The organism is Shigella dysenteriae, from assembly GCF_022354085.1.
Taxonomy (GTDB): Bacteria; Pseudomonadota; Gammaproteobacteria; order Enterobacterales; family Enterobacteriaceae; genus Escherichia; species Escherichia coli.
Genome location: NZ_CP055055.1, coordinates 2,987,157 through 3,012,578, shown reverse-complemented (window position 1 = coordinate 3,012,578; position 25,422 = coordinate 2,987,157). Strand labels below are relative to the sequence as shown.

26 protein-coding genes, 1 pseudogene and 1 riboswitch are annotated in these 25,422 nt (G+C 48.5%); of the genes and pseudogenes, 17 read left to right on the top strand and 10 right to left on the bottom strand.

From position 1 onward, the window contains the following. The first annotated feature begins 69 nt into the window (after positions 1–69). Genes HUZ68_RS14555 through HUZ68_RS14545 form a run of 3 tightly spaced genes read left to right on the top strand, consistent with a single transcriptional unit; the run spans position 70 to position 4,285 of the window. Positions 70–744, top strand: a complete 675-nt coding sequence (locus tag HUZ68_RS14555; RefSeq protein ID WP_000677381.1) for a fimbria/pilus periplasmic chaperone — start codon at positions 70–72, stop codon at positions 742–744. A gap of 15 nt (positions 745–759) precedes the next feature. Beyond that, positions 760–3,240: a fimbrial biogenesis outer membrane usher protein gene (locus HUZ68_RS14550; RefSeq protein ID WP_033815034.1), complete on the top strand. Its 2,481-nt coding sequence runs from the start codon at positions 760–762 to the stop codon at positions 3,238–3,240. A 10-nt stretch (positions 3,241–3,250) separates the two neighbouring features. Next, complete coding sequence (locus HUZ68_RS14545; protein WP_239593913.1) at positions 3,251–4,285, top strand: fimbrial protein; 1,035 nt, start codon at positions 3,251–3,253, stop codon at positions 4,283–4,285. 81 nt (positions 4,286–4,366) lie between these two features. On the opposite strand, the gene rcnB is transcribed toward HUZ68_RS14545, so the two are convergent. Both rcnB and rcnA read right to left on the bottom strand, forming a co-directional pair. Next, positions 4,367–4,705 carry a Ni(II)/Co(II) efflux transporter accessory subunit RcnB gene (gene rcnB / locus HUZ68_RS14540; protein ID WP_000153074.1) on the bottom strand — a complete coding sequence of 113 codons (339 nt, stop codon included), beginning with the start codon at positions 4,703–4,705 and terminating at the stop codon, positions 4,367–4,369. A gap of 218 nt (positions 4,706–4,923) precedes the next feature. Then, the gene (rcnA, locus tag HUZ68_RS14535) at positions 4,924–5,748 is read right to left on the bottom strand and encodes a nickel/cobalt efflux protein RcnA (RefSeq protein ID WP_000134567.1); all 825 of its coding nucleotides are present in this window, start codon (positions 5,746–5,748) and stop codon (positions 4,924–4,926) included. A 120-nt stretch (positions 5,749–5,868) separates the two neighbouring features. Between rcnA and rcnR the strand changes: the two genes are divergently transcribed. From rcnR to HUZ68_RS14510, 5 genes are all read left to right on the top strand, one after another. Next, the gene (gene rcnR, locus HUZ68_RS14530) at positions 5,869–6,141 is read left to right on the top strand and encodes a Ni(II)/Co(II)-binding transcriptional repressor RcnR (RefSeq protein ID WP_000019944.1); all 273 of its coding nucleotides are present in this window, start codon (positions 5,869–5,871) and stop codon (positions 6,139–6,141) included. A 91-nt stretch (positions 6,142–6,232) separates the two neighbouring features. Beyond that, positions 6,233–6,329: riboswitch (TPP riboswitch) on the top strand. A gap of 34 nt (positions 6,330–6,363) precedes the next feature. Then, on the top strand, positions 6,364–7,152 hold the full coding sequence (thiM, locus tag HUZ68_RS14525; protein WP_097470117.1) for a hydroxyethylthiazole kinase: 789 nt from the start codon (positions 6,364–6,366) through the stop codon (positions 7,150–7,152). After that, positions 7,149–7,949 (top strand): bifunctional hydroxymethylpyrimidine kinase/phosphomethylpyrimidine kinase, encoded by an 801-nt coding sequence (gene thiD, locus HUZ68_RS14520; protein WP_047624243.1) that lies wholly within the window; start codon positions 7,149–7,151, stop codon positions 7,947–7,949. Before thiM ends, thiD begins: the two co-directional genes overlap by 4 nt. 64 nt (positions 7,950–8,013) lie before the next feature. Beyond that, a complete protein-coding gene (locus HUZ68_RS14515; RefSeq protein WP_239593912.1) occupies positions 8,014–8,832 on the top strand; it encodes a glycoside hydrolase family 25 protein in 819 nt (272 codons plus the stop codon). Between the two features lie 51 nt (positions 8,833–8,883). Further along, entirely contained in the window at positions 8,884–9,630 is a 747-nt protein-coding gene (locus HUZ68_RS14510) for a GntR family transcriptional regulator (protein WP_000434038.1), read from the top strand. On the opposite strand, the gene HUZ68_RS14505 is transcribed toward HUZ68_RS14510, so the two are convergent. The 3 genes from HUZ68_RS14505 to HUZ68_RS14495 are packed head-to-tail and all read right to left on the bottom strand — an operon-like array spanning position 9,604 to position 12,844. Then, entirely contained in the window at positions 9,604–10,569 is a 966-nt protein-coding gene (locus HUZ68_RS14505) for a carbohydrate kinase family protein (RefSeq protein WP_001613398.1), read from the bottom strand. The genes HUZ68_RS14510 and HUZ68_RS14505 overlap by 27 nt on opposite strands. Beyond that, the gene (locus tag HUZ68_RS14500) at positions 10,566–11,570 is read right to left on the bottom strand and encodes an ADP-ribosylglycohydrolase family protein (protein ID WP_032201094.1); all 1,005 of its coding nucleotides are present in this window, start codon (positions 11,568–11,570) and stop codon (positions 10,566–10,568) included. The genes HUZ68_RS14505 and HUZ68_RS14500 overlap by 4 nt, the downstream gene beginning before the upstream one ends. After that, complete coding sequence (locus HUZ68_RS14495; RefSeq protein ID WP_097470118.1) at positions 11,567–12,844, bottom strand: nucleoside permease; 1,278 nt, start codon at positions 12,842–12,844, stop codon at positions 11,567–11,569. Before HUZ68_RS14495 ends, HUZ68_RS14500 begins: the two co-directional genes overlap by 4 nt. Positions 12,845–13,100: 256 nt before the next feature. Here HUZ68_RS14495 and fbaB point away from each other — a divergent pair, with 256 nt between their 5' ends. The 8 genes from fbaB to HUZ68_RS14455 all read left to right on the top strand — a co-directional run bounded on the left by fbaB (position 13,101) and on the right by HUZ68_RS14455 (position 20,701). Continuing rightward, positions 13,101–14,153, top strand: coding sequence for a class I fructose-bisphosphate aldolase (gene fbaB, locus HUZ68_RS14490; protein WP_239593911.1), 1,053 nt, complete (start codon positions 13,101–13,103; stop codon positions 14,151–14,153). Between the two features lie 299 nt (positions 14,154–14,452). Then, entirely contained in the window at positions 14,453–15,307 is an 855-nt protein-coding gene (gatY, locus tag HUZ68_RS14485) for a tagatose-bisphosphate aldolase subunit GatY (protein WP_032342919.1), read from the top strand. A gap of 28 nt (positions 15,308–15,335) precedes the next feature. Beyond that, entirely contained in the window at positions 15,336–16,598 is a 1,263-nt protein-coding gene (gene gatZ / locus HUZ68_RS14480; RefSeq protein WP_115740082.1) for a tagatose-bisphosphate aldolase subunit GatZ, read from the top strand. 9 nt (positions 16,599–16,607) lie between these two features. After that, the gene (gatA, locus tag HUZ68_RS14475) at positions 16,608–17,060 is read left to right on the top strand and encodes a PTS galactitol transporter subunit IIA (RefSeq protein ID WP_000182899.1); all 453 of its coding nucleotides are present in this window, start codon (positions 16,608–16,610) and stop codon (positions 17,058–17,060) included. A 30-nt stretch (positions 17,061–17,090) separates the two neighbouring features. Beyond that, positions 17,091–17,375, top strand: coding sequence for a PTS galactitol transporter subunit IIB (gatB, locus tag HUZ68_RS14470; protein WP_000823282.1), 285 nt, complete (start codon positions 17,091–17,093; stop codon positions 17,373–17,375). 3 nt (positions 17,376–17,378) lie between these two features. Beyond that, positions 17,379–18,734: a PTS galactitol transporter subunit IIC gene (locus HUZ68_RS14465; RefSeq protein ID WP_000490679.1), complete on the top strand. Its 1,356-nt coding sequence runs from the start codon at positions 17,379–17,381 to the stop codon at positions 18,732–18,734. Positions 18,735–18,781: 47 nt separating this feature from the next. Then, a complete protein-coding gene (gene gatD, locus HUZ68_RS14460) occupies positions 18,782–19,822 on the top strand; it encodes a galactitol-1-phosphate 5-dehydrogenase (protein WP_000844194.1) in 1,041 nt (346 codons plus the stop codon). Between the two features lie 105 nt (positions 19,823–19,927). Beyond that, the gene (locus HUZ68_RS14455; RefSeq protein WP_001295426.1) at positions 19,928–20,701 is read left to right on the top strand and encodes a DeoR/GlpR family DNA-binding transcription regulator; all 774 of its coding nucleotides are present in this window, start codon (positions 19,928–19,930) and stop codon (positions 20,699–20,701) included. Positions 20,702–20,782: 81 nt separating this feature from the next. Here HUZ68_RS14455 and yegS read toward each other — a convergent pair whose 3' ends face one another. Further along, a complete protein-coding gene (yegS, locus tag HUZ68_RS14450; RefSeq protein ID WP_000807366.1) occupies positions 20,783–21,682 on the bottom strand; it encodes a lipid kinase YegS in 900 nt (299 codons plus the stop codon). 413 nt (positions 21,683–22,095) lie between these two features. On the opposite strand from yegS, the gene yegR reads away from it, so the two are divergent. Then, on the top strand, positions 22,096–22,413 hold the full coding sequence (gene yegR / locus HUZ68_RS14445) for a protein YegR (RefSeq protein ID WP_000716757.1): 318 nt from the start codon (positions 22,096–22,098) through the stop codon (positions 22,411–22,413). Positions 22,414–22,742: 329 nt separating this feature from the next. Here yegR and trhP read toward each other — a convergent pair whose 3' ends face one another. The 4 genes and pseudogenes from trhP to HUZ68_RS14425 all read right to left on the bottom strand — a co-directional run bounded on the left by trhP (position 22,743) and on the right by HUZ68_RS14425 (position 25,332). Further along, a complete protein-coding gene (gene trhP / locus HUZ68_RS14440; RefSeq protein WP_000476014.1) occupies positions 22,743–24,104 on the bottom strand; it encodes a prephenate-dependent tRNA uridine(34) hydroxylase TrhP in 1,362 nt (453 codons plus the stop codon). A 102-nt stretch (positions 24,105–24,206) separates the two neighbouring features. Then, entirely contained in the window at positions 24,207–24,503 is a 297-nt protein-coding gene (locus HUZ68_RS14435; protein ID WP_033815040.1) for a type II toxin-antitoxin system RelE/ParE family toxin, read from the bottom strand. 1 nt (position 24,504) lies between these two features. Next, positions 24,505–24,802 (bottom strand): annotated as a pseudogene (locus tag HUZ68_RS14430) (type II toxin-antitoxin system ParD family antitoxin). Positions 24,803–24,999: 197 nt separating this feature from the next. After that, on the bottom strand, positions 25,000–25,332 hold the full coding sequence (locus HUZ68_RS14425) for a YegP family protein (RefSeq protein ID WP_001301848.1): 333 nt from the start codon (positions 25,330–25,332) through the stop codon (positions 25,000–25,002). Between the last annotated feature and the right edge of the window lie 90 nt (positions 25,333–25,422).

Below are 25,422 nucleotides of genomic sequence, written 5' to 3'. Positions count from 1 at the left end.
TGTAAGTTTCTCCAGGTAATAAACATGGCCGCTATCCCATGGCGGCCTTTTAATTTAAGAGGCATTAAAATGAAAGGATTATTATCTTTACTCATTTTTTCTCTGGTCCTTCCTGCACATGCCGGAATTGTTATCTACGGGACGCGCATTATTTACCCGGCAGAAAATAAAGAAGTGATGGTGCAGTTGATGAACCAGGGAAACCGTTCTTCGCTGCTGCAGGCGTGGATTGATGATGGCGATACGTCATTACCACCAGAAAAAATTCAGGTTCCTTTCATGCTAACGCCACCAGTGGCAAAAATAGGGGCAAATTCCGGGCAGCAAGTAAAAATCAAAATTATGCCGAATAAACTGCCCACTAATAAAGAAAGCATTTTTTATCTGAATGTTCTGGATATTCCACCAAATAGTCCAGAGCAAGAAGGTAAGAATGCACTGAAGTTTGCGATGCAAAACAGAATTAAGTTGTTTTACCGGCCAGCGGGTATTGCTCCGGTAAATAAAGCGACATTTAAAAAATTGCTGGTAAATCGCAGTGGCAATGGTTTGGTGATAAAAAATGACTCAGCTAATTGGGTGACGATTTCGGATGTCAAAGCTAATAATGTCAAAGTCAATTATGAAACTATTATGATTGCCCCCTTAGAAAGTCAGAGTGTTAATGTCAAAAGTAATAATGCAAATAACTGGCATCTGACCATCATTGATGACCACGGTAACTATATCAGTGACAAAATTTAATTGCAGGAGCTGCCTATGTTGAGAATGACCCCACTTGCATCAGCAATCGTAGCGTTATTGCTCGGCATTGAAGCTTATGCAGCTGAAGAAACCTTTGATACCCATTTTATGATAGGTGGAATGAAAGACCAGCAGGTTGCAAATATTCGTCTTGATGATAATCAACCCTTGCCGGGGCAGTATGACATCGATATTTATGTCAATAAGCAATGGCGCGGGAAATATGAGGTTATTGTTAAAGACAACCCGCAAGAAACATGTTTATCAAGGGAAATTATCAAGCGGTTAGGCATTAATAGCGATAACTTCGCCAGCGGTAAGCAATGTTTAACATTTGAGCAACTTGTTCAGGGTGGGAGCTATACCTGGGATATCGGGGTTTTTCGTCTCGATTTCAGTGTCCCGCAGGCCTGGGTGGAAGAACTGGAAAGTGGCTATGTTCCACCGGAAAACTGGGAGCGGGGTATTAATGCGTTTTATACCTCTTATTATGTGAGTCAGTATTACAGTGACTATAAAGCGTCGGGTAATAGTAAGAGTACATATGTACGTTTTAACAGCGGGTTAAATTTACTGGGGTGGCAACTGCATTCTGATGCCAGTTTCAGTAAAACAAATAACAATCCAGGGGTGTGGAAAAGCAATACCCTGTACCTGGAACGTGGATTTGCCCAACTTCTCGGCACGCTTCGCGTGGGTGATATGTACACATCAAGCGATATTTTTGATTCTGTTCGCTTCAGAGGTGTGCGGTTGTTTCGTGATATGCAGATGTTGCCTAACTCGAAACAAAATTTTACGCCACGGGTGCAGGGGATTGCTCAGAGTAACGCGCTGGTAACTATTGAACAGAACGGTTTTGTGGTTTATCAGAAAGAGGTTCCTCCTGGCCCATTTGCGATTACAGATTTGCAGTTGGCCGGTGGTGGAGCAGATCTTGATGTCAGCGTGAAAGAGGCGGACGGTTCGGTAACCACCTATCTGGTGCCTTATGCAGCGGTGCCAAATATGCTGCAACCCGGCGTGTCGAAATATGATTTTGCGGCGGGTCGTAGTCATATTGAAGGGGCGAGCAAACAAAGTGATTTTGTCCAGGCGGGTTATCAGTATGGTTTTAATAACTTATTGACGCTGTATGGTGGCTCGATGGTCGCGAATAATTATTACGCGTTCACTTTGGGGACTGGCTGGAATACACGCATTGGTGCCATTTCCGTCGATGCCACGAAGTCGCATAGTAAACAAGACAACGGCGATGTATTTGACGGGCAAAGTTATCAAATTGCCTACAACAAATTTGTGAGCCAAACGTCGACGCGTTTTGGTCTGGCGGCCTGGCGTTATTCGTCGCGTGATTATCGGACATTTAATGATCACGTTTGGGCTAACAATAAAGATAATTATCGCCGTGATAAAAACGATGTCTATGACATTGCCGATTATTACCAGAATGATTTTGGTCGCAAAAATAGCTTTTCCGCCAATATGAGTCAGTCATTGCCAGAAGGCTGGGGATCTGTGTCATTAAGTACGTTATGGCGAGATTACTGGGGGCGAAGCGGCAGTAGTAAAGATTATCAACTGAGTTATTCCAATAACTGGCGGCGGATAAGCTATACCCTCGCGGCAAGCCAGGCGTATGACGAGAACCACGCCGAAGAGAAACGCTTTAATATTTTTATATCGATTCCCTTTGACTGGGGCGATGACGTTACGACGCCGCGGCGGCAAATATATATGTCTAACTCAACGACCTTTGATGATCAGGGTTTTGCTTCAAACAATACCGGGTTATCGGGAACCGTTGGGAACCGCGATCAGTTTAACTATGGTATCAACTTGAGCCATCAACATCAGGGAAATGAAACGACAGCTGGGGCCAATTTGACCTGGACCGCACCGGCCGCAACAGTGAATGGCAGCTATAGTCAGTCGAGTACTTATCGACAGGTCGGAGCTAGTGTTTCAGGGGGACTGGTTGCCTGGTCTGGTGGCGTTAATCTGGCGAACCGTCTTTCCGAAACGTTTGCTGTGATGAATGCGCCAGGAATTAAAGATGCTTATGTCAATGGGCAAAAATATCGCACAACAAACCGTAATGGAGTGGTGGTATACGACGGAATGACATCTTATCGGGAAAATCACCTGATGCTGGATGTGTCGCAAAGCGATAGCGAAGCAGAATTGCGCGGTAACCGGAAAATTGCCGCACCTTATCGCGGCGCGGTTGTACTGGTTAATTTTGATACCGATCAGTGCAAGCCCTGGTTTATAAAAGCATTAAGATCCGATGGACAGCCATTAACGTTTGGTTATGAAGTCAATGATATGCATGGTCATAACATTGGTGTTGTCGGCCAGGGCAGTCAGATATTTATTCGCACCAATGAAATACCGCCAGCGGTTAATGTGGCAATTGATAAGCAACAAGGGCTTTCATGCACAATCACCTTCGGTAAAGAGATTGATGAAAGTAAAAATTATATCTGTCGGTGAGAGGTGAAATATGATGTTCAGAAATGGAATATTACTAATATTTATATTGTGGGCTAATTTTACCTGGGCTGGGTGTCGTACTACTGCATCATTAAATATTACAGATGGTATTAATGTTGGGGAGATTTTAGCGAATGAAACTTCCTTTAGTAAAAGTGTCGTGTTTACTGGGATATCTTGTGATACGAGCACGGATAAAATAGTTTATAAAAATATCCAAAGTGATTGGGTTGAAGTTGGGCCTTTTGGTAATGGCGAAAAATTAAAGGTTAAAATAGAGTCTTTAGGTAAAACCAGCGACACAATTGGGAAATCCAGCAATGCGCAGGCAGTATTACCCTATGTGGTTAAAATAGCCAGAGGCACACCTGATTTTACTGGAGAAAGAAAATCTACCTGGTTTATTTCAGATACCGTGATTGCAAATATTGGCGGTGAGTCATCGTCATCCATCGATTTTTGGTTGGGTATTTGTAAGGCATTGAAGTTTAACTGGTGTGTGAATTATCTCACCAGCAAACTGGCGGGGGATACATTTACGCTTGGGTTAAGTATTTCCTATTATCCTAAAAATACGACCTGTAAGCCTGAAAACACAGTTATAAAAGTAGATGATATCGCCTTGTTCCAGCTCAGAAATCAGGGAAAGATTGCGGCGAACAGTAAGGAAGGAACAATTACGTTGAAATGTGATAATCTTTTCGGCGACAAAAAACAAGCATCGCGGAATATGGTTGTATATCTTTCTAGCAGTGACTTAGTTAAAGGAAGTAATACTATTTTGCGTGGTAAAACAGATAATGGTGTAGGGTTTGTGTTGGATCTAACAGAACCACCAAAAGGGACTGAGGCTGCCATTAAAATTTCGGCCAACGGCGATCAGGGCGCGGCGACATCATTATGGAAAACAGATAAACCAGGAGTTTCATTAAATAGCAACATTATTAATATACCAATCATGGCCAGTTACTATGTATATGATGAAAAAAAAGTTAAATCTGGCGCACTGGAGGCAACCGCACTAATCAACGTGAAATACGACTAATAACAAGCAAGACGAGCAAGTGGCTAATAATAAAAAATAACAAGGTGTCTGCATTTCCCCCTCATGATGAGGGGGCTTTTTTTAGCGATGATAAAAAATCTCACCGTCGTAGGCTTTAATGATTTTACCGTCGGTGTCGCTGATCAACACGTACGCGCCACCCATATAGGTCCAGTGCGTCCCGGCATCCGGCGCGGGCAGGTTACGTAACTGCCACTGCTTAATGTTGTACTCATCGGTTCGGTACATCTCTGGGACGGTATCACCTGGTTTGAAATGCTTAAAGTCAGCAATGAAACTACTTAACTCATACTTAGAAATTCCCGAGGTATTGGTCGAACCCGCGGTGGCTGGTGCGGCCCAGGCGGCACTGGTAACCAGCAAAAGCACACCCAGCAACATCTTATTTTTAATGGTCATAAACTCTCCACTTTGGGGATCTGTAATATCAGTCGCATATCTTTCCTGCCATACAATATAACTGACAAGCGATATTTTGTTAGTGATCCCATGATTTCGTAAAAAGTGTAAATGAAAGGATGCCCTAAAAGCATCCTTATCGAGCAGAGAGTCAGCGGAAATAGCTGATTTAAGAATCATCCTGGGCTGAAGATAACATGCAAGCCTAAAGGATTGAGTTATCGCATTATGCCCATGAAGCCATGTACGCCCATATACACACCAACTAAGCCAATCAACAGACTGGAAAAATAGGGGGCGCGTTTAGCGAGAGTGTTAAATCCGCTCCAGCGTTTTGCGACCTGCTGAACGCTGATTGCTGCGCCAACGCCTACGGTGACAAGCGTTAACGCCAGGCCAATGCTGAAACTGACGACCAGTGTTGCGCCCAGTGTCAGGGCTTTCAACTGAATGCATATCAACAGCACGGTAATTGCTGCCGGGCAGGGGATAAGGCCACCGGTTAAGCCAAATAACAAAATTTGCCAGTTGGTGACCTCTCTACCATCAAAGCGTCGTTTAATGTCATTGGCATGGGCTCGTGCATGGGCATCCTGATACTCGCCATGTTCGTGATGGTGATGATGTCCATGGTCGTGGTGATCTTCGTGATCGTGGTGATGATGTTCATGATCATGCTCGTGCATATTCTCCAGCCAGTTGTGTTCGCCGCGCCAGGTACGCCAGAACATCCAGAACGCGGTGCCAATAATGATCACTGCGGAAATCAGCTGGAGCCACGGTTCTGCTGATTGAGCAGTAAAGCGCTTGCTGATCACCATCCCGCCAAAGGCAATCAACCAGACCACTGCGGTATGCGAAATGGTTGCTGCCAGTCCGAGCATTACCGCCTGTTTAATGGTGCCTTTGATGGCGATGATAAACGCCGCCATCATCGTTTTTGAGTGCCCTGGTTCCAGGCCATGAAGCGCACCAAGTAAGATGGCGCTGGGGATGAAGAACCAGGCGTTTCCTTGCTGAAGAAGAGTTGTAAATTCGGTCATGATAATAATTCTTAGTATTAATTCGGCAATCTGATTCTACTCCCCCCCAGTACCTGATACTACCCCCCAGTAGATTAATAGTGCTATGATTTTTCATATTCTTGTTAACCAGGTGTTGCCATGTCTCATACAATCCGTGATAAACAGAAACTGAAAGCACGTGCCAGTAAGATCCAGGGCCAGGTCGTGGCGCTCAAGAAAATGCTCGACGAGCCGCACGAATGCGCTGCAGTTTTACAACAGATTGCTGCTATCCGTGGAGCGGTAAACGGTCTGATGCGGGAAGTGATTAAAGGTCATCTGACGGAACACATCGTTCACCAGGGGGATGAGCTAAAACGTGAAGAAGATCTGGATGTCGTTCTGAAGGTGCTGGATTCATATATCAAATAATTTATTAACGCGATTGTAAAACTGCCGTTTTTCCTCGTTTACAACGGGTGCGCTGGACATTACCATCCTCCTCTGCGATTTATCATCGCAACCAAACGACTCGGGGTGCCCTTCTGCGTGAAGGCTGAGAAATACCCGTATCACCTGATCTGGATAATGCCAGCGTAGGGAAGTCACAGACCATCAGGTCATTGCTTCTTCACGTTATGGCAGGAGCAAACTATGCAAGTCGACCTGCTGAGTTTCGCGCAATCTGCGCACACGTTACACCTTTTTCACCAACATTCCCCTCTTGTGCACTGCATGACCAACGATGTGGTGCAAACCTTTACTGCCAATACCTTGCTGGCGATCGGTGCATCGCCAGCGATGGTTATCGAAACCGAAGAGGCCAGTCAGTTTGCGGCTATCGCCAGTGCCTTGTTGATTAACGTTGGCACACTGACGCAGCCACGCGCACAGGCGATGCGTGCTGCCGTTGAGCAAGCAAAAAGCTCTCAAACACCCTGGACGCTTGATCCAGTAGCGGTTGGTGCGCTCGATTATCGCCGCCATTTTTGTCATGAACTTTTATCTTTTAAACCGGCAGCGATACGTGGTAATGCTTCGGAAATCATGGCATTAGCTGGCATTGCTAATGGCGGACGGGGAGTGGATACCACTGACGCCGCAGCTAACGCGATACCCGCTGCACAAACACTGGCACGGGAAACTGGCGCAATCGTCGTGGTCACTGGCGTGATGGATTATGTTACCGATGGACATCGTATCATTGGTATTCACGGTGGCGATCCGTTAATGACCAAAGTGGTAGGAACTGGCTGTGCATTATCGGCAGTTGTCGCTGCCTGCTGTGCGTTACCAGGCGATATGCTGGAAAATGTCGCATCTGCCTGTCACTGGATGAAACAAGCCGGAGAGCGCGCAGTCGCCAGAAGCGAGGGGCCAGGCAGTTTTGTTCCACATTTCCTTGATGCGCTCTGGCAATTGACGCAGGAGGTGCAGGCATGAAACGAATTAACGCTCTCACGATTGCCGGTACTGATCCGAGTGGTGGTGCGGGGATTCAGGCCGATCTTAAAACCTTCTCGGCACTTGGCGCTTATGGTTGCTCAGTTATTACTGCACTGGTGGCGCAAAATACCCGTGGCGTACAGTCGGTGTATCGCATTGAGCCTGATTTTGTCGCCGCCCAGCTCGATTCGGTGTTCAGCGATGTGCGAATCGATACCACTAAAATCGGTATGTTGGCGGAAACCGATATTGTTGAAGCGGTGGCAGAACGGTTGCAACGTTATCAGATCCAAAACGTGGTACTCGACACCGTTATGCTGGCAAAAAGCGGCGACCCGCTGCTTTCACCTTCGGCGGTTGCTACGCTGCGCAGTCGATTATTGCCACAGGTTTCATTAATAACGCCAAACTTGCCCGAAGCTGCCGCCTTGCTCGACGCGCCACACGTGCGCACCGAACAGGAAATGCTGGAACAAGGGCGATCGCTGTTGGCGATGGGCTGTGGCGCAGTGCTAATGAAAGGTGGTCATCTGGATGATGAGCAAAGCCCGGACTGGCTGTTTACCCGCGAGGGTGAACAACGGTTTACCGCACCGCGCATTATGACCAAAAACACCCACGGCACTGGTTGTACACTCTCTGCGGCGTTGGCTGCACTACGCCCGCGCCATACAAACTGGGCTGACACCGTACAGGAGGCAAAAAGCTGGCTTTCATCGGCGTTAGCCCAGGCCGACACGCTGGAAGTTGGTCACGGTATTGGTCCGGTTCACCACTTCCACGCCTGGTGGTGAGCACCGTACTATAGCTGCTTTGGTTATTGTCAGCCTTTGGCACTGACATTCAGGGATGAAACCAATGCAGCTAAGAATTACCAGTCGAAAAAAACTCACCGCTCTATTATGCGCTCTTGGGCTAATTTCCATCGTTGCAATTTATCCGCGTCAGACGGTGAATTTTTTCTATTCGACAGCAGTTCAGATTACAGACTACATCCACTTCTACGGTTATCGCCCGGTTAAATCTTTCGCTATTCGTATTCCTGCCAGTTACACCATTCACGGAATAGATGTTTCGCGCTGGCAGGAGCGGATCGACTGGCAGCGGGTGGCAAAAATGCGCGATAACGGTATCCGCTTACAATTTGCCTTTATCAAGGCGACGGAAGGCGAAAAGCTGGTGGACCCCTATTTTTCGCGTAACTGGCAACTAAGCCGCGAAAATGGCCTGCTGCGCGGGGTGTATCATTATTTCTCCCCGTCGGTAGCAGCGCCTGTTCAGGCGCGATTATTTCTGCAAACGGTGGATTTCTCACAAGGCGATTTCCCTGCCGTGCTGGACGTAGAAGAACGGGGAAAATTATCGGCAAAAGAATTACGCAAGCGGGTAAGTCAGTGGCTAAAAATGGTCGAAAAAAGTACGGGAAAAAAGCCGATTATTTACTCAGGAGCCGTTTTTTATCACACCAATCTGGCGGGCTATTTCAATGAATATCCGTGGTGGGTGGCTCACTACTATCAACGTCGTCCGGACAATGACGGCATGGCCTGGCGCTTCTGGCAGCATTCCGACCGTGGACAGGTAGATGGCATCAATGGTCCGGTGGATTTTAATGTATTTAATGGCACGGTGGAGGAGTTGCAGGCATTCGTTGATGGGATTAAAGAAACGCCTTAAATAAGAAGCAGTGATATACTCCCACCAGACTCCCTGGCAGGAAAAAGACAAATGGAACAAGCGCATACCCAGCTGATTGCCCAACTGAACGAGCGTATTTTAGCGGCGGATAACACGCCGCTTTATATTAAGTTTGCCGAAACGGTAAAAAATGCCGTGCGCAGCGGGGTGCTGGAGCATGGCAATATTTTGCCCGGTGAGCGTGATTTAAGTCAGTTAACCGGCGTTTCACGCATTACGGTGCGCAAGGCGATGCAGGCGCTGGAAGAAGAGGGTGTGGTGACGCGTTCGCGCGGTTACGGCACGCAGATCAACAACATCTTCGAATACTCGTTGAAAGAAGCGCGAGGTTTTTCTCAGCAGGTGGTATTGCGCGGGAAAAAGCCCGATACGCTATGGGTTAACAAGCGTGTCGTGAAATGTCCCGAAGAAGTCGCGCAGCAGCTGGCGGTCGAAGCGGGAAGTGATGTCTTTTTGCTTAAGCGTATTCGCTATGTCGATGAAGAAGCGGTATCGATTGAGGAATCGTGGGTTCCGGCGCATTTAATTCATGATGTTGATGCCATCGGAATTTCTCTTTATGACTATTTCCGCAGCCAGCACATTTACCCACAACGTACGCGTTCCCGCGTTAGCGCCCGGATGCCGGATGCCGAGTTTCAGTCACATATTCAGTTAGATAGCAAAATACCGGTGCTGGTGATCAAGCAAGTGGCGCTTGACCAACAGCAACGGCCTATTGAGTACAGCATTAGCCACTGTCGCAGCGATCTATACGTTTTTGTGTGCGAGGAGTAGTTCCTCGCGCGTTGGCGCACAATCACCGCCCCGATGCCCGACAACCCACGACGCCACTGCATTGCCCAGTAATACGGCATCCGCCAGTGGCAGACCAGAAGCCAGCCCGGCAAGTACGCCACCTGCATGACTGTCGCCCGCCCCAATGGTATCTACAACTTGCGTTGGATATGCCGGAATGCAGCCAGAAGCGTCGTTGCTGAAATACCATGCGCCTTCTTTATCGAGACGAACGATCAACGGCGCGGCAAATTTCTCCTGCCATTGCTTGCCAAGTGTTGTTATCTCTGCGGATAAAGCAAAACGTTCGGCGGCAATCTCAGCCTCTTGACGATTGAGTGACACTAAAGGTCGACAGGCCATGATCCGCGCCAGTAATGCGTCCGGGATATCGCCAATACGTGGGCCAAAATCGATAAACGGCGTCACGTCTTGCAGCTCTTCCAGCCATTCCACTAACAATTCGCCGCAGGGCGAGGCCAGTTGATAACCGGAAAAATAGAGCAGGCTGCCAGGCGCAACGGTTAATCGCGCCAGCCACTGGCGATTCCACTGATTTTCCACACCGCTGAATGACATAAAAGTACGTTCGCCATCCGGCTCAACCAGCGCCAGACACCAGCCGTTATCGCCTTCGGCGTTATCGATCAGGCTGATTAACCCCTCTTTCGCCATCCGGTTGCGAATAATCTCCGCCCACACGCCCTGACCGAGCGGCAAGGCATTACCCGCTTCGATGCCGAGGCGCTTTAACGCCACGGCAATATTCAGTGCGCAGCCGCCAACGTTAACGCTCTGCTGTTTCAGTTCGATATCGCACCCACGCCAGGGGAGGGCATAAGCGTCGGCGATCACGTCAATGACCGCCGCGCCGACGACCATCACCGGCTGACGCGTGGTTAATTCAGGCAGCAGCGTGTGTAATCGAACGCCGCTCATACCGCCTCCCGTTGTTGACGATATTTCGCCAGCGCTGTGGCATAGCGGTTGAAATCAAGCTGATTTACCGCATCCAGCTCCGCCTTTAACGCAGGATCGATAGCGTTAATGCCATGCAACGCGCCGCAGATTGCCGTCGCCATAGCACCGATGGTGTCTGTATCGCCGCCAAGGTTAGCGCAGAGGACGGCGCAACGGTTCGGGTCGGTTTGTGCCAGTTCAACCAGCGCAATGGCGCACGGAACGGACTCAATAGTGCTGGTACCTGCGCCAACGACCTGGTAAAGCTGTTCGCTGGCGGATTCAGTGCCGTCGGCATTGCGCACAATTTTCAGCGCAATCTCCAGACGTGCTGCCAGTGAGGCGCTGAAGGTAGTGATGCGTTTTTGCTGTGCATGTCGCGCAATTGAAGGCAGTGAATCAACAATCGCTGACCAGCTTTCTCCGTCAATGGCACGGGAAATCGCCCATGCGATGACTACCGCGCCCGCAACCGCCAGATCGGATTTATGGGTCGGGCTGGACGCCAGCGCCACATCATCAATAAAGGAATCAACATCACTCGCCGGAAGCAAACAACCTAATGGCGAGACGCGCATCGCTGCGCCGTTGGTCACGCCGTTGTTTTCCAGTTCAGCAACGGGTTTACCGTCGCGAATGGCGTTGAGCGCAATCTTCGAGGTCGGACCTAGTACGTTTTTATTAAAGGCGTCGAAACGCAGCGCCCAGTCGAGAATATTACGCCCAATCAGATCCGGATCGATCTTGCCTTTACGTTCCAGCAACGCATCCGCCAGACACAGCGCCATCGAGGTATCGTCGGTGAATTCGGCGCGGTTAAAATAACAGGCCGCGTTATTCTCCTTTGGTCCAGGCAGAAAACGGTCAATCCAGCCAAAGTGTGCTTTAACACGGCTGCGTGGCCAAAGCTCGGAGGGCATCCCCATCGCATCCCCTAACGCCTGCCCATAAAGAGCACCGAGAATACGTTCTGTTTTCATTTAACTTCCCCTTGTGTCAACGCAATATCGCGATCATCGACCTTGATAGCCGTAATTTCGTTGTCGGATTCGCGGAAAAAAATCATGAACAGCACGGCGATAATGGCAATCATCACCGCGCCAAAAGTCCACATCCCGGACCAGTTGAAAGTCAGTCCGTTTACCGGTTCCTGATAAGCGAACATCTTTTCCATCATCACACCGCCAAGACGATAGCCGAGCAAACTGCCGAAGCCCTGGCAGCAGAGCGTGATCAGCCCCTGCGCGGCGGTACGCATATGCACGGGGGCTTTTTTATCGACATAGATGTAAGCGGTAACGTAGTAAAAATCGTAACTTACGCCGTGAAGCAAAATACCGAGGAACAGTAACGCGTAGGTGAAATATTCATCCGCACTACCGTAAATAAAGAAGCCATAGCGGATCGCAGCGGTGATCAGACCAAGCAATAATACCTTTTTGATACCAAAGCGTTTAGTGAAAAACGGTAATGCCAGCATAAAGAATATTTCAGAGAACTGGCCGAGCGTCATCCAGCCGGTGGCGTTTTTCATGCCAACTTCGGTCAGATAACCATTGGCAAAGATGTAATAGAACGCCAGTGGCATCGCAAACAGGAATGAACAGAAGAAAAAGACGAGGAAGTTTTTATCGCGCAGCAGGATCAGCGCATCCAGGCCGAGCATGACTTTAATATCCATTTTGCCGGTGCTTTTTGGTGGCGTGTCGGGCAGGAAAAACGCAAACACACCGAGTAGAACAGAACTTCCGGCGGTAATCAGCAGCGGGATGTTAGTCGGTGAGATATCGGCATACCCCAGCATTTGCGGCAAGAAACCACATGCCAGACCAGAGGCAATCCAGCCGATAGTGCCCATCACACGAATGCGCGGGAAATCACGCTCCACATCCGGCACGTTGGCAAAAGCGATACTGTTAGTCAGCGCAATGGTCGGCATATAGGTTAGCGAGTAGGCCAGCAGTAACGGGAAGAACCCGGCAAAAGTGGTCTGTTGCGCAGCGAAATACATCAGCAGCGCGCCTGCGAACATCAATACCGCCAGCACTTTTTGCGCCGAGAAAAAGCGGTCAGTGATGGAGCCAACCAGAATTGGCGACAGGATCGCCGCAATGGCTGTGCAGGCATACGACCAGCCAATTTCTCCGGCACTAAAACCGCTTTTACTTAACCACAACCACAATGGCACAAACCACGCGCCCCAGATAAACCATTCAACAAACATCATGAACGACAGCTTTACTGTTGTTTTCATCTTTTAATTCCTTCATGACAGGTAATGTAAGGTACGCGATGACAATACCACTTAATAATACCTTTTAAATACCTTTGCGGTGAAAACTTGACCGCGCTAACATTTTTTCTGATGAATCGAGCCAACAGAAAACGCTGAAAAAACATCCAAAAGATGGAAAAACTCGCCCGTAACGACCAGGATTATGATTGCCCGCAAAAGGCGGGCCAGGACAATCCATAGCCGATATCCAATCGGAATTTACGGGAGCATAGTAATGACAGATATTGCGCAGTTGCTTGGCAAAGACGCCGACAACCTTTTACAGCACCGTTGTATGACTATTCCTTCTGACCAGCTTTATCTCCCCGGACATGACTACGTAGACCGCGTGATGATTGACAATAATCGCCCGCCTGCGGTGTTACGTAATATGCAGACGTTGTACAACACCGGGCGTCTGGCTGGCACAGGATATCTTTCTATTCTGCCCGTTGACCAGGGCGTTGAGCACTCTGCCGGAGCTTCATTTGCCGCTAACCCGCTCTACTTTGACCCGAAAAACATTGTTGAACTGGCGATCGAAGCGGGCTGTAACTGTGTGGCATCAACTTACGGCGTGCTGGCGTCGGTATCGCGGCGTTATGCGCATCGCATTCCATTCCTCGTCAAACTTAATCACAACGAGACGCTAAGTTACCCGAACACCTACGATCAAACGCTGTATGCCAGCGTGGAGCAGGCGTTCAACATGGGTGCGGTGGCGATTGGTGCGACTATCTATTTTGGCTCGGAAGAGTCACGTCGCCAGATTGAAGAAATTTCTGCGGCTTTTGAACGTGCACACGAGCTGGGCATGGTGACAGTGCTGTGGGCCTATTTGCGTAACTCCGCCTTTAAGAAAGATGGTGTTGATTACCATGTTTCCGCCGACCTGACCGGTCAGGCGAACCATCTGGCGGCGACCATAGGTGCAGATATCGTCAAACAGAAAATGGCGGAAAATAACGGCGGCTATAAAGCGATTAATTACGGTTACACCGACGATCGTGTTTACAGCAAATTGACCAGCGAAAACCCGATTGATCTGGTGCGTTATCAGTTAGCTAACTGCTATATGGGGCGCGCAGGGTTGATAAACTCCGGCGGCGCTGCGGGCGGTGAAACTGACCTCAGCGATGCAGTGCGTACTGCGGTTATCAACAAACGCGCTGGCGGAATGGGGCTGATTCTTGGACGTAAGGCGTTCAAGAAATCGATGGCTGACGGCGTGAAACTGATTAACGCCGTGCAGGACGTTTATCTCGATAGCAAAATTACTATCGCCTGATACGAACGGCACTACCCCGTAGGACGGATAAGGCGTTTACGCCGCATCCGGCAACCTATGCCTGATGCGACGCTGAAGCGTCTTATCATGCCTACGCAGCGCTGCCACATATGTTTACGCCGCATCCTGCATAAAACCACGCGCACTTTGTTGCGGCTTCCCTCCGGGAGGCCGTTTTTTTTTGCCTTTCATTCCTCGATTAATTTTCATATTGTCGTTTTTGTGATCGTTATCTCGACATTTAAAAACAAATAATTTCATTATATTTTGAAATCGAAAACAAACGACAGGATATGAAAATGTACGTGGTATCGACAAAGCAGATGCTGAACAACGCACAGCGCGGCGGTTATGCGGTTCCGGCATTCAATATTCACAATCTCGAAACGATGCAAGTGGTGGTAGAAACCGCTGCCAACCTGCATGCGCCGGTCATCATCGCCGGAACGCCTGGCACATTTACTCATGCCGGTACAGAAAATCTGTTGGCGCTGGTCAGCGCGATGGCGAAGCAATATCACCATCCACTGGCAATTCATCTCGACCATCACACGAAATTTGACGATATCGCTCAGAAGGTTCGTTCTGGCGTGCGCTCAGTCATGATTGACGCCTCGCATTTGCCTTTTGCGCAAAATATTACACGGGTCAAAGAGGTGGTGGATTTTTGCCATCGCTTTGATGTCAGCGTTGAAGCGGAGCTGGGGCAACTTGGCGGCCAGGAAGATGATGTGCAAGTCAATGAAGCCGATGCGTTGTACACCAACCCCGTTCAGGCGCGTGAATTTGCCGAGGCAACCGGAATTGATTCCCTGGCGGTCGCCATCGGCACGGCTCATGGGATGTATGCCAGCGCACCGGCGCTTGATTTTTCTCGACTGGAGAATATTCGCCAGTGGGTGAACTTACCGCTGGTGCTGCATGGCGCGTCAGGATTATCGACTAAGGATATTCAGCAAACCATCAAACTGGGGATATGCAAAATCAACGTTGCAACGGAGCTGAAAAATGCCTTCTCGCAGGCGTTAAAAAATTACCTGACCGAGCACCCCGAAGCGACCGATCCCCGGGATTATTTGCAGTCGGCTAAATCCGCAATGCGCGATGTGGTGAGCAAAGTGATTGCCGATTGTGGCTGCGAGGGCAGGGCATAACGCACCTGCCATTTAACAAGGAAAAAATATGAAAACGTTAATTGCCCGGCATAAAGCTGGTGAACATATCGGCATATGTTCAGTCTGTTCTGCCCATCCGTTGGTTATCGAAGCGGCGCTGGCATTTGATCGCAACAGCACGCGCAAAGTGCTGATTGAAGCAACGTCAAACCAGGTCAATCAATTTGGCGGTTATACCGGAATGACACCGGCAGACTTTCGCGAATTTGTTTTTGCGATTGCCGATAAAGTCGGATTTGCACGCGAACGCATTATTCTCGGCGGTGACCATCTGGGGCCAAACTGCTGGCAGCAAGAAAATGTGGATGCGGCGATGGAAAAATCCGTCGAGCTGGTAAAGGCATATGTTCGTGCTGGCTTCAGTAAAATTCATCTTGATGCGTCAATGTCCTGCGCGGGGGATCCCATACCGTTAGCACCAGAAACGGTTGCGGAACGAGCTGCTGTGCTTTGCTTTGCTGCGGAGAGTGTGGCGACAGATTGCCAGCGTGAGCAACTGAGCTATGTCATTGGCACCGAAGTTCCGGTTCCGGGCGGTGAGGCCAGCGCCATTCAGTCAGTACACATCACCCATGTTGAAGATGCCGCCAATACTTTACGTACGCATCAAAAGGCCTTTATTGCCCGTGGGCTGACAGAGGCATTAACACGCGTGATTGCCATCGTGGTGCAGCCGGGTGTGGAATTTGATCACAGCAATATTATCCATTATCAGCCGCAGGAAGCGCAGGCGCTGGCGCAATGGATAGAAAATACCCGAATGGTTTATGAAGCACATTCTACCGATTACCAGACCCGGACGGCTTATTGGGAATTAGTCCGCGATCACTTTGCAATATTGAAAGTCGGTCCCGCATTAACCTTTGCTTTACGTGAGGCGATATTTGCGCTGGCGCAAATTGAGCAGGAACTTATCGCCCCCGAAAATCGCAGCGGTTGCCTGGCGGTAATTGAAGAAGTGATGCTCGACGAACCGCAGTACTGGAAGAAATATTATCGCACGGGTTTTCACGATTCATTACTGGATATTCGTTACAGCCTGTCGGATCGTATTCGTTATTACTGGCCACATAGTCGGATTAAAAATAGCGTTGAAACGATGATGGTGAATCTGGAAGGTGTGGACATCCCACTGGGCATGATTAGTCAGTATCTTCCTAAACAATTTGAACGCATTCAGTCCGGGGAATTATCAGCAATACCGCATCAGCTGATTATGGATAAAATTTATGATGTTTTGCGCACCTATCGCTACGGCTGTGCGGAATAAGGACGGTATATGACTAACCTGTTTGTTCGTAGCGGAATTTCTTTTGTCGATCGTAGCGAAGTTTTAACCCATATCGGTAATGAGATGCTCGCGAAAGGTGTGGTTCATGATACCTGGCCACAGGCATTAATTGCCAGAGAAGCAGAATTCCCTACTGGGATAATGCTTGAGCAGCACGCCATTGCAATACCGCATTGTGAGGCGATTCATGCTAAGTCGTCAGCCATTTATTTGTTAAGGCCAACAAATAAAGTTCATTTTCAGCAAGCGGATGATGATAATGACGTGGCGGTATCGTTGGTTATTGCGTTGATTGTGGAAAATCCGCAGCAGCAATTGAAACTTTTACGCTGTTTATTTGGCAAGTTACAACAGCCCGATATCGTCGAGACACTAATCACTCTTCCTGAAACCCAGTTAAAGGAATACTTCACAAAGTATGTTTTAGATTCAGACGAATAAATCCCTCTGTAACAATAAAAAGGACTATTTATGAAACGCAAGATTATTGTCGCTTGCGGAGGCGCGGTTGCGACCTCTACGATGGCGGCGGAAGAAATTAAAGAGTTGTGTCAGAGTCATAATATTCCTGTTGAATTAATCCAGTGTCGGGTTAATGAAATAGAAACCTATATGGATGGCGTGCATTTGATATGTACTACCGCCAAAGTTGACCGTAGTTTTGGCGATATTCCGTTAGTTCACGGCATGCCTTTTGTTTCTGGTGTCGGTATCGAAGCATTACAAAATAAAATTCTGACTATCTTACAGGGGTGACCTATGTTTTCAGAAGTCATGCGTTATATTCTCGATCTCGGCCCTACGGTGATGTTGCCGATTGTCATCATTATTTTTTCTAAAATTTTAGGCATGAAGGCAGGCGATTGCTTTAAAGCGGGTCTGCATATCGGGATTGGCTTTGTTGGCATTGGCCTTGTGATTGGCTTAATGCTGGATTCCATTGGTCCGGCGGCGAAAGCGATGGCGGAAAATTTCGACCTGAATCTGCATGTGGTCGATGTCGGCTGGCCGGGCTCTTCACCAATGACCTGGGCGTCGCAAATTGCGCTGGTGGCGATTCCGATTGCGATTCTGGTTAACGTGGCGATGTTACTGACCCGTATGACGCGGGTGGTAAATGTTGATATCTGGAATATCTGGCATATGACCTTCACCGGCGCGTTGCTGCATCTGGCAACCGGTTCATGGATGATAGGGATGGCGGGTGTGGTAATTCACGCGGCGTTTGTTTATAAGCTCGGCGACTGGTTTGCCCGCGATACCCGAAATTTCTTTGAGCTGGAAGGCATTGCAATCCCGCACGGTACGTCGGCGTATATGGGGCCGATTGCGGTGCTGGTCGATGCCATTATCGAGAAAATCCCAGGCGTTAACCGAATTAAATTTAGCGCCGATGATATTCAGCGCAAATTTGGCCCTTTTGGCGAGCCTGTCACCGTGGGTTTTGTGATGGGGCTGATTATCGGCATCCTCGCGGGTTACGATGTCAAAGGTGTATTGCAGCTGGCGGTAAAAACGGCGGCGGTGATGCTGCTAATGCCACGGGTGATTAAACCCATCATGGATGGTTTAACGCCCATCGCTAAGCAGGCCCGTAGTCGTTTACAGGCGAAGTTCGGCGGTCAGGAGTTCCTGATTGGCCTGGATCCCGCATTACTGCTGGGGCATACGGCGGTGGTATCGGCAAGCCTGATTTTTATCCCGCTCACCATTTTAATTGCTGTTTGTGTGCCGGGTAATCAGGTGCTGCCGTTTGGCGATCTTGCCACTATCGGCTTCTTTGTGGCGATGGCGGTCGCGGTGCATCGTGGAAATCTGTTCCGCACCTTAATCTCGGGTGTCATCATTATGAGCATCACCCTGTGGATCGCGACGCAAACTATTGGTTTGCACACCCAACTGGCGGCTAATGCTGGGGCGTTAAAAGCCGGGGGTATGGTGGCTTCAATGGATCAGGGCGGTTCTCCCATTACCTGGTTACTGATTCAGGTTTTCTCCCCGCAAAATATTCCCGGTTTCATTATTATCGGCGCAATTTATCTTACCGGTATTTTCATGACCTGGCGTAGAGCGCGTGGCTTTATTAAACAAGAGAAAGTCGTTCTCGCAGAATAATTTTTACCTGAGGGGGAGGTTATCCCCCTTAACAATCAGGAGTTTTTATGAAATCAGTGGTGAATGATACTGATGGTATCGTGCGCGTTGCAGAAAGCGTCTTTCCTGAAATTAAACATCAGGATGAGGTTCGGGTAAAAATTGCCAGCTCGGGCTTATGTGGTTCCGATTTACCCAGGATATTTAAAAATGGTGCACATTATTATCCAATAACGTTAGGCCATGAATTTAGCGGCTATATTGATGCGGTGGGATCCGGTGTTGATGATTTACACTCTGGCGATGCGGTTGCCTGTGTGCCGTTATTACCCTGTTTTACTTGTCCAGAGTGTTTGAAAGGGTTTTATTCCCAGTGCGCAAAATATGATTTTATTGGCTCGCGGCGTGATGGTGGATTTGCTGAATATATTGTCGTTAAGCGAAAAAATGTCTTTGCTCTACCCACGGATATGCCTATTGAGGATGGGGCTTTTATTGAGCCGATTACCGTTGGCCTGCATGCTTTTCATTTAGCGCAAGGTTGTGAGAATAAAAACGTTATTATTATTGGTGCCGGAACCATTGGCCTGCTGGCCATTCAGTGCGCTGTCGCGCTGGGAGCAAAGAGTGTGACGGCTATCGACATTAGTTCAGAAAAACTGGCACTGGCAAAATCTTTCGGTGCGATGCAAACATTTAACAGTAGCGAAATGAGCGCGCCGCAAATGCAGGCCGTTTTACGCGAGCTGCGCTTTAATCAGCTTATCCTCGAGACGGCTGGCGTACCGCAAACTGTCGAACTGGCAGTAGAGATTGCCGGTCCTCATGCCCAACTGGCGCTGGTGGGCACGTTGCATCAGGATCTGCATTTAACATCGGCAACGTTTGGCAAAATATTGCGTAAAGAGCTGACGGTTATCGGCAGTTGGATGAACTACTCCAGCCCTTGGCCGGGGCAGGAGTGGGAAACGGCGAGCCGGTTGCTGACAGAACGTAAGTTAAGTCTGGAGCCATTAATCGCTCACCGTGGAAGCTTTGAAAGCTTCGCCCAGGCGGTGCGTGACATCGCTCGTAATGCTATGCCGGGCAAAGTGTTGCTCATTCCCTGAAACCGCGGGCCAGCGTGATGCTGGCCCGGTATTGTGCAAAACAGATCATTCACCAATGGTCCCCCTTCGTTTACACTAGCCACAATTGAATATGGGTAAATGACGATGAATTCATTCGAGCGAAGGAATAAGATCATCCAATTAGTGAATGAACAGGGAACCGTGCTTGTTCAGGATCTGGCGGGAGTATTTGCTGCCTCGGAAGCGACAATCCGTGCCGATTTGCGCTTTCTCGAACAAAAAGGCGTGGTTACGCGCTTTCATGGCGGTGCGGCGAAAATAATGTCCGGTAATAGTGAAACCGAGACCCAGGAAGTCGGGTTTAAAGAGCGATTTCAGCTCGCCAGCGCGCCAAAAAACAGAATAGCGCAGGCGGCAGTCAAAATGATCCACGAAGGGATGACCGTTATTCTCGACAGCGGAAGTACGACAATGCTTATCGCCGAAGGATTAATGACCGCCAAAAATATCACGGTGATTACCAACAGTCTCCCGGCAGCGTTTGCCCTTTCCGAAAATAAAGATATTACTCTGGTCGTCTGTGGTGGCACCGTCCGCCATAAAACGCGCTCGATGCATGGTTCCATTGCCGAGCGTTCATTGCAGGATATTAATGCCGATTTAATGTTTGTCGGTGCTGATGGTATTGATGCGGTTAATGGTATTACGACCTTTAATGAAGGTTATTCGATTAGCGGGGCGATGGTCACCGCCGCTAATAAAGTGATTGCCGTTCTCGATTCATCGAAATTTAACCGTCGCGGTTTTAATCAGGTACTGCCAATCGAAAAAATCGATATTATTATTACCGACGATGCTGTGTCAGAGGTGGATAAACTGGCATTGCAGAAGACACGGGTAAAATTAATTACGGTGTAGTATTGTTCTGTATGCCGGATAAGGTATTTACACCGCATCCGGCATTACGGATTCTCCCTGGTTCAAGAGAGAATAGTTTGATTAACGCAATAATGGACAATCCGGTGGTAATCGACAACGCAACGCCGCCGGAAGTATTTCAATATGAAAGTTTTGTCCGCTCAACGGTTCGCCATCAAGATTAAAAGTGATTTCGTGTGGGGCTTGTATATCAAACCACGATGAAGCGCCTTCGATAATATTCGGGTTATCTTCGTCAGATTTTAAGGTTGATACGAGAGCCGGAAGAATTTCATCGCCGGTAAAAATGCGCAGTTGCAGCAAGCCATCGTTAATTAACGCGTTCGGGCACAATTGTTGACCGCCACCGGCCTGACGCCCGTTACCAATACCAATGACCAGGGCGTCACCTTGCCAGTGAAAGTTTTCACCGCGGATTTCACAACGGTCCGGTTGCAGAGTATCCATACGCATTAAGCCATGAATGATGTAAGAGACGCCACCCAGCGCGGCTTTTAATTTTTCCGGCGTTTCTGTGGTAATACGCGTCCCAAATCCGCCTGTCGCCATATTAATAAAACAGGTTTGTTTGTTGACCTGCGCCATATCTATCGCAATGGCGTTACCGACAATTGCCAGTTTCAGCGCCTTATCCAGTGCCTCAGGAATCCCTACACTGGTAGCAAAATCATTGGCGGTTCCTAATGGCAAAATTCCCAGCGCGGGTATGTCATCCCCCTCACACTGAATCAACGCCGTAGAAACTTCATTAATGGTGCCATCGCCACCACCGGCAATCACCGTTGCGACGCCCAACTTCCGGGCCTCCTCTACATATCGTGCGGCATCGCCTTTCTCCCAGGTGACCCGCACATGGATCGTCATTCCTTCCTCACGCAACAGCATAATTGCTTCGCGCAAGGGTAGATTGTCAGTACTTTTGCCATTAAGAATCAGTAAGCTGGCGGGAAATTCTGCCATGATCGTATGTGCCTTTATGATTGGTCTGTAGATAGTGTAGAGCAGAAAAGAAAAGGTGGAGTCAGAACAGGATGAAAGTCGGAGGATAAAAAGTCAGTTCAAGTATGGGGGATTCAGTGGTTACCACCAGGAGCTTGCAATGGGAACAGCGAATATTAACGGTAGCCACCGATAAATTTCAAAAAAGAGCATATGCCTAATATTCAACCAAACAGTGGCATCTTAAATATACTATTCCAAATATATTAAAGCCCCATGGAGTTACTTGGAAAGGGCCTTCATGTCTGTAATTCCTACTTATGTAGGAAATGTTGTACAGAACATTTATTATAATCCTATTCAAATATAATAATCAGCCATTATTATATTTAAACACTAGAGAGTGTCGTTGGTATTTAATGGGGAAAGGTGAGATGAAAAAGATAGCTGCTATATCATTAATTAGTATTTTTATTATGTCTGGTTGTGCTGTGCATAATGATGAGACAAGTATCGGTAAATTTGGTCTTGCATATAAAAGTAATATTCAGCGTAAACTCGATAACCAATACTACACCGAAGCCGAAGCTTCTTTAGCCAGGGGCAGAATATCTGGTGCAGAAAATATAGTAAAAAATGATGCAGCCCATTTCTGTGTTACTCAGGGCAAAAAAATGCAGATAGTTGACCTGAAGACAGAAGGTGCAGGATTACATGGCGTCGCTCGTCTGACATTCAAATGTGGAGAGTGAGAATATTTTTTGGTAAGCGTCAAACATGCGCGTTCTGGTTGTGCTTAGCCGGAACCTGTGCGAGCACGATGCCAATAAGTGAAAGGCATCGTGCTATGAAGGGAGATTCTATCGATGTGGTCAATGGAAGACGGTGACCAGGGATAGGGCTTATGCATAAAAAATAAGCCCGTGTAAGGGAGATTACACAGGCTAAGGAGGTGGTTCCTGGTACAGCTAGCATTTTATGGGTTATGTTTTTCAGCGAAACGGATGATAACCTTAATAAATGCAGCTGTATGTGATCGGTTTCTAAGAATTTTCCATCCGGGAAAAATAATCGAAATTAATCACTTACCGTGTGGGTTACGCGTGGTTTCCCCGGAGAAATTACGCATCAGCAGCGCGTAATTTAGCTCAAGATCCTGCGGCACCGGGAGCCACACAGTATAACCATCGCCTGGTGCTACCGGCATAGCTTCGCCTTTGGCGTTTTCCATGTGCTCAAGGGTAAAGTTAATGTTGCCTTGCGGCGTCATCAGCTCAAGGCTGTCGCCAACGGAGAATTTATTTTTCACCGCTACCGCCGCGAGGTCCCCCTTGCGCTCACCGGTAAACTCACCAACAAACTGCTGGCGGTCAGAAACCGAGTAACCGTATTCGTAGTTCTGATAATCGTCGTGAGTATGACGACGCAGGAAACCTTCGGTATAGCCACGATGCGCCAGACCTTCCAGAGTTTCCAGCAGGCTGGTATCGAACGGTTTGCCCGCAGCGGCATCATCGATAGCTTTACGATAAACCTGTGCGGTGCGTGCGCAATAGTAGAAAGATTTAGTACGGCCTTCGATTTTCAGCGAATGCACGCCCATTTTGGTCAGGCGTTCTACATGGGCGATGGCGCGCAGATCTTTCGAGTTCATGATGTAAGTGCCGTGCTCATCTTCAAACGCGGTCATATACTCGCCCGGACGCTGGGCTTCTTCGATCATAAACACTTTGTCGGTTGGCGCGCCGATACCCAGCGTCGGCTCAACATTTTGCACCGGAATCGGCTCGTACTTGTGTACGATGTTGCCAACGTCATCTTCTTTCCCTTCCTGGACGTTGTACTCCCAGCGGCAGGCGTTGGTGCAGGTACCCTGGTTCGGGTCGCGCTTGTTGATATAGCCAGAGAGCAGGCAGCGACCGGAGTAGGCCATGCACAGTGCGCCGTGAACGAAGATCTCGATCTCCATATCCGGCACCTGATTACGGATCTCTTCAATCTCTTCCAGCGACAGCTCGCGAGAGAGGATCACGCGGGTCAGGCCCATTTGCTGCCAGAATTTCACCGTCGCCCAGTTTACGGCGTTAGCCTGAACCGAGAGGTGGATCGGCATTTCAGGGAAGTGCTCACGCACCAGCATAATCAGCCCTGGATCGGACATAATCAGCGCATCCGGCCCCATTTCCACCACCGGTTTCAGGTCACGGATAAAGGTTTTCAGCTTAGCGTTGTGCGGTGCAATGTTGACCACGACATAAAACTTTTTCCCCAGCGCGTGGGCTTCATTGATGCCGAGCTGAAGATTTTCGTGGTTGAATTCGTTGTTGCGCACACGCAGGGAGTAACGCGGCTGGCCCGCATAAACAGCATCTGCGCCATAAGCGAAAGCGTAACGCATATTTTTCAGCGTTCCCGCCGGGGAAAGGAGTTCCGGTTTAAACATAATTCTCTCGTTCTGATGACAGGTCAGATCCGCTTCACCTGATGAAGCGGTTAGGGGAGTGCCCCCACTTTAAGGGCGGGCATTGTAGCGCAATCGGCGGGTTTAGCTCCAGTGTAAATGTCTGGTGGCGTCCTGGTTTTGGTTAAGGGTACGAATGACGATAATTTCCCCTGGTGATTGCAGGAAATAAATTACGTGGCGTTCAAAAGGAAGAACAAAAATACCTTCGCCTAATTCAGGTCTGGGCGTACCTATATTATTGTTACTCAGAATCTGGAGAACGTCTGAAAGATGTTCCACATATCTGTCGGCTTGTGGTTCGCCGAAATGGTGATAGCTGTAATACCAGATGCCTTCTAAATCCTCATTGGCTTTTGGCATGAGTTTAATAATACGCACATTATTTCCTTATCCCTGCTTTCACCTTCCGTAAAAACGCGTCCTTTTCCCACGGCTGAGCTTCACCACTACTCAACCCTTCTGCGAGCATGTCACGTAACGCTTGCAGGCGAGACTCTGCTTGCTTTTCTCGAAGTAAGCGCAGCGACTCACGGATCACTTCGCTTTGGGTGCGATAGTCGCCGGATTCAATCAAGGACTCGATAAATTCACGCAACTCATCGCCGAGATCAACCGTCATCGTTCTGGCCATGTTTATGCTCTCCTGTAAGTAAAAATCTTACATCAGTGTATGTCATAAACCGGATAGCGTCACGAAAAGTATTAGACGATATTTTGGCAGATGAACATGTTCAGGAGGATAAGCATGGAGATGTTAAACAAAGAAAGCACAATGAGTATTCATCAGTGTCCACTATTTTAATGGTGCAGGTAAATAAATAAGCGTTATTTGGAAATAAAGCCGGACGCCAACAACCCACGCCCGGCATCGTAATTACGTATTGTCTTTCACCGTCTGACTTGTGCCATTGGCTTTAACGGAGGCAATTCCGGTTTCACGAGATTGCGCGGTGGCGTACATCTGGCTGGAGCCGATAATTTGATGATTGGCGGCTTTCAGATTGAAATAGAATTTGCCGTTACTTGCCGTTTTTTTCTCATAGCGTTCTTCTTGCGGGCTGTTGCTACGCACCGACGCGATACCCTTTTCCGCAGAGGCTTTTGAGGTATACAGCTCGCTGGTGAGGATCGTCTCACCATTGCCCGCTTTTAGCACAAACCGGAACTGACTATCACTGCTCTTACTGAGTTCAAACCAACCAGCCATAATGACTCCTTGATTGAAATTGCGTATCGAAAACAGCATCTAAAGGTGCAGTTTACCGATTAAAGTATGAGCGATTTTCTGATGCCTGCC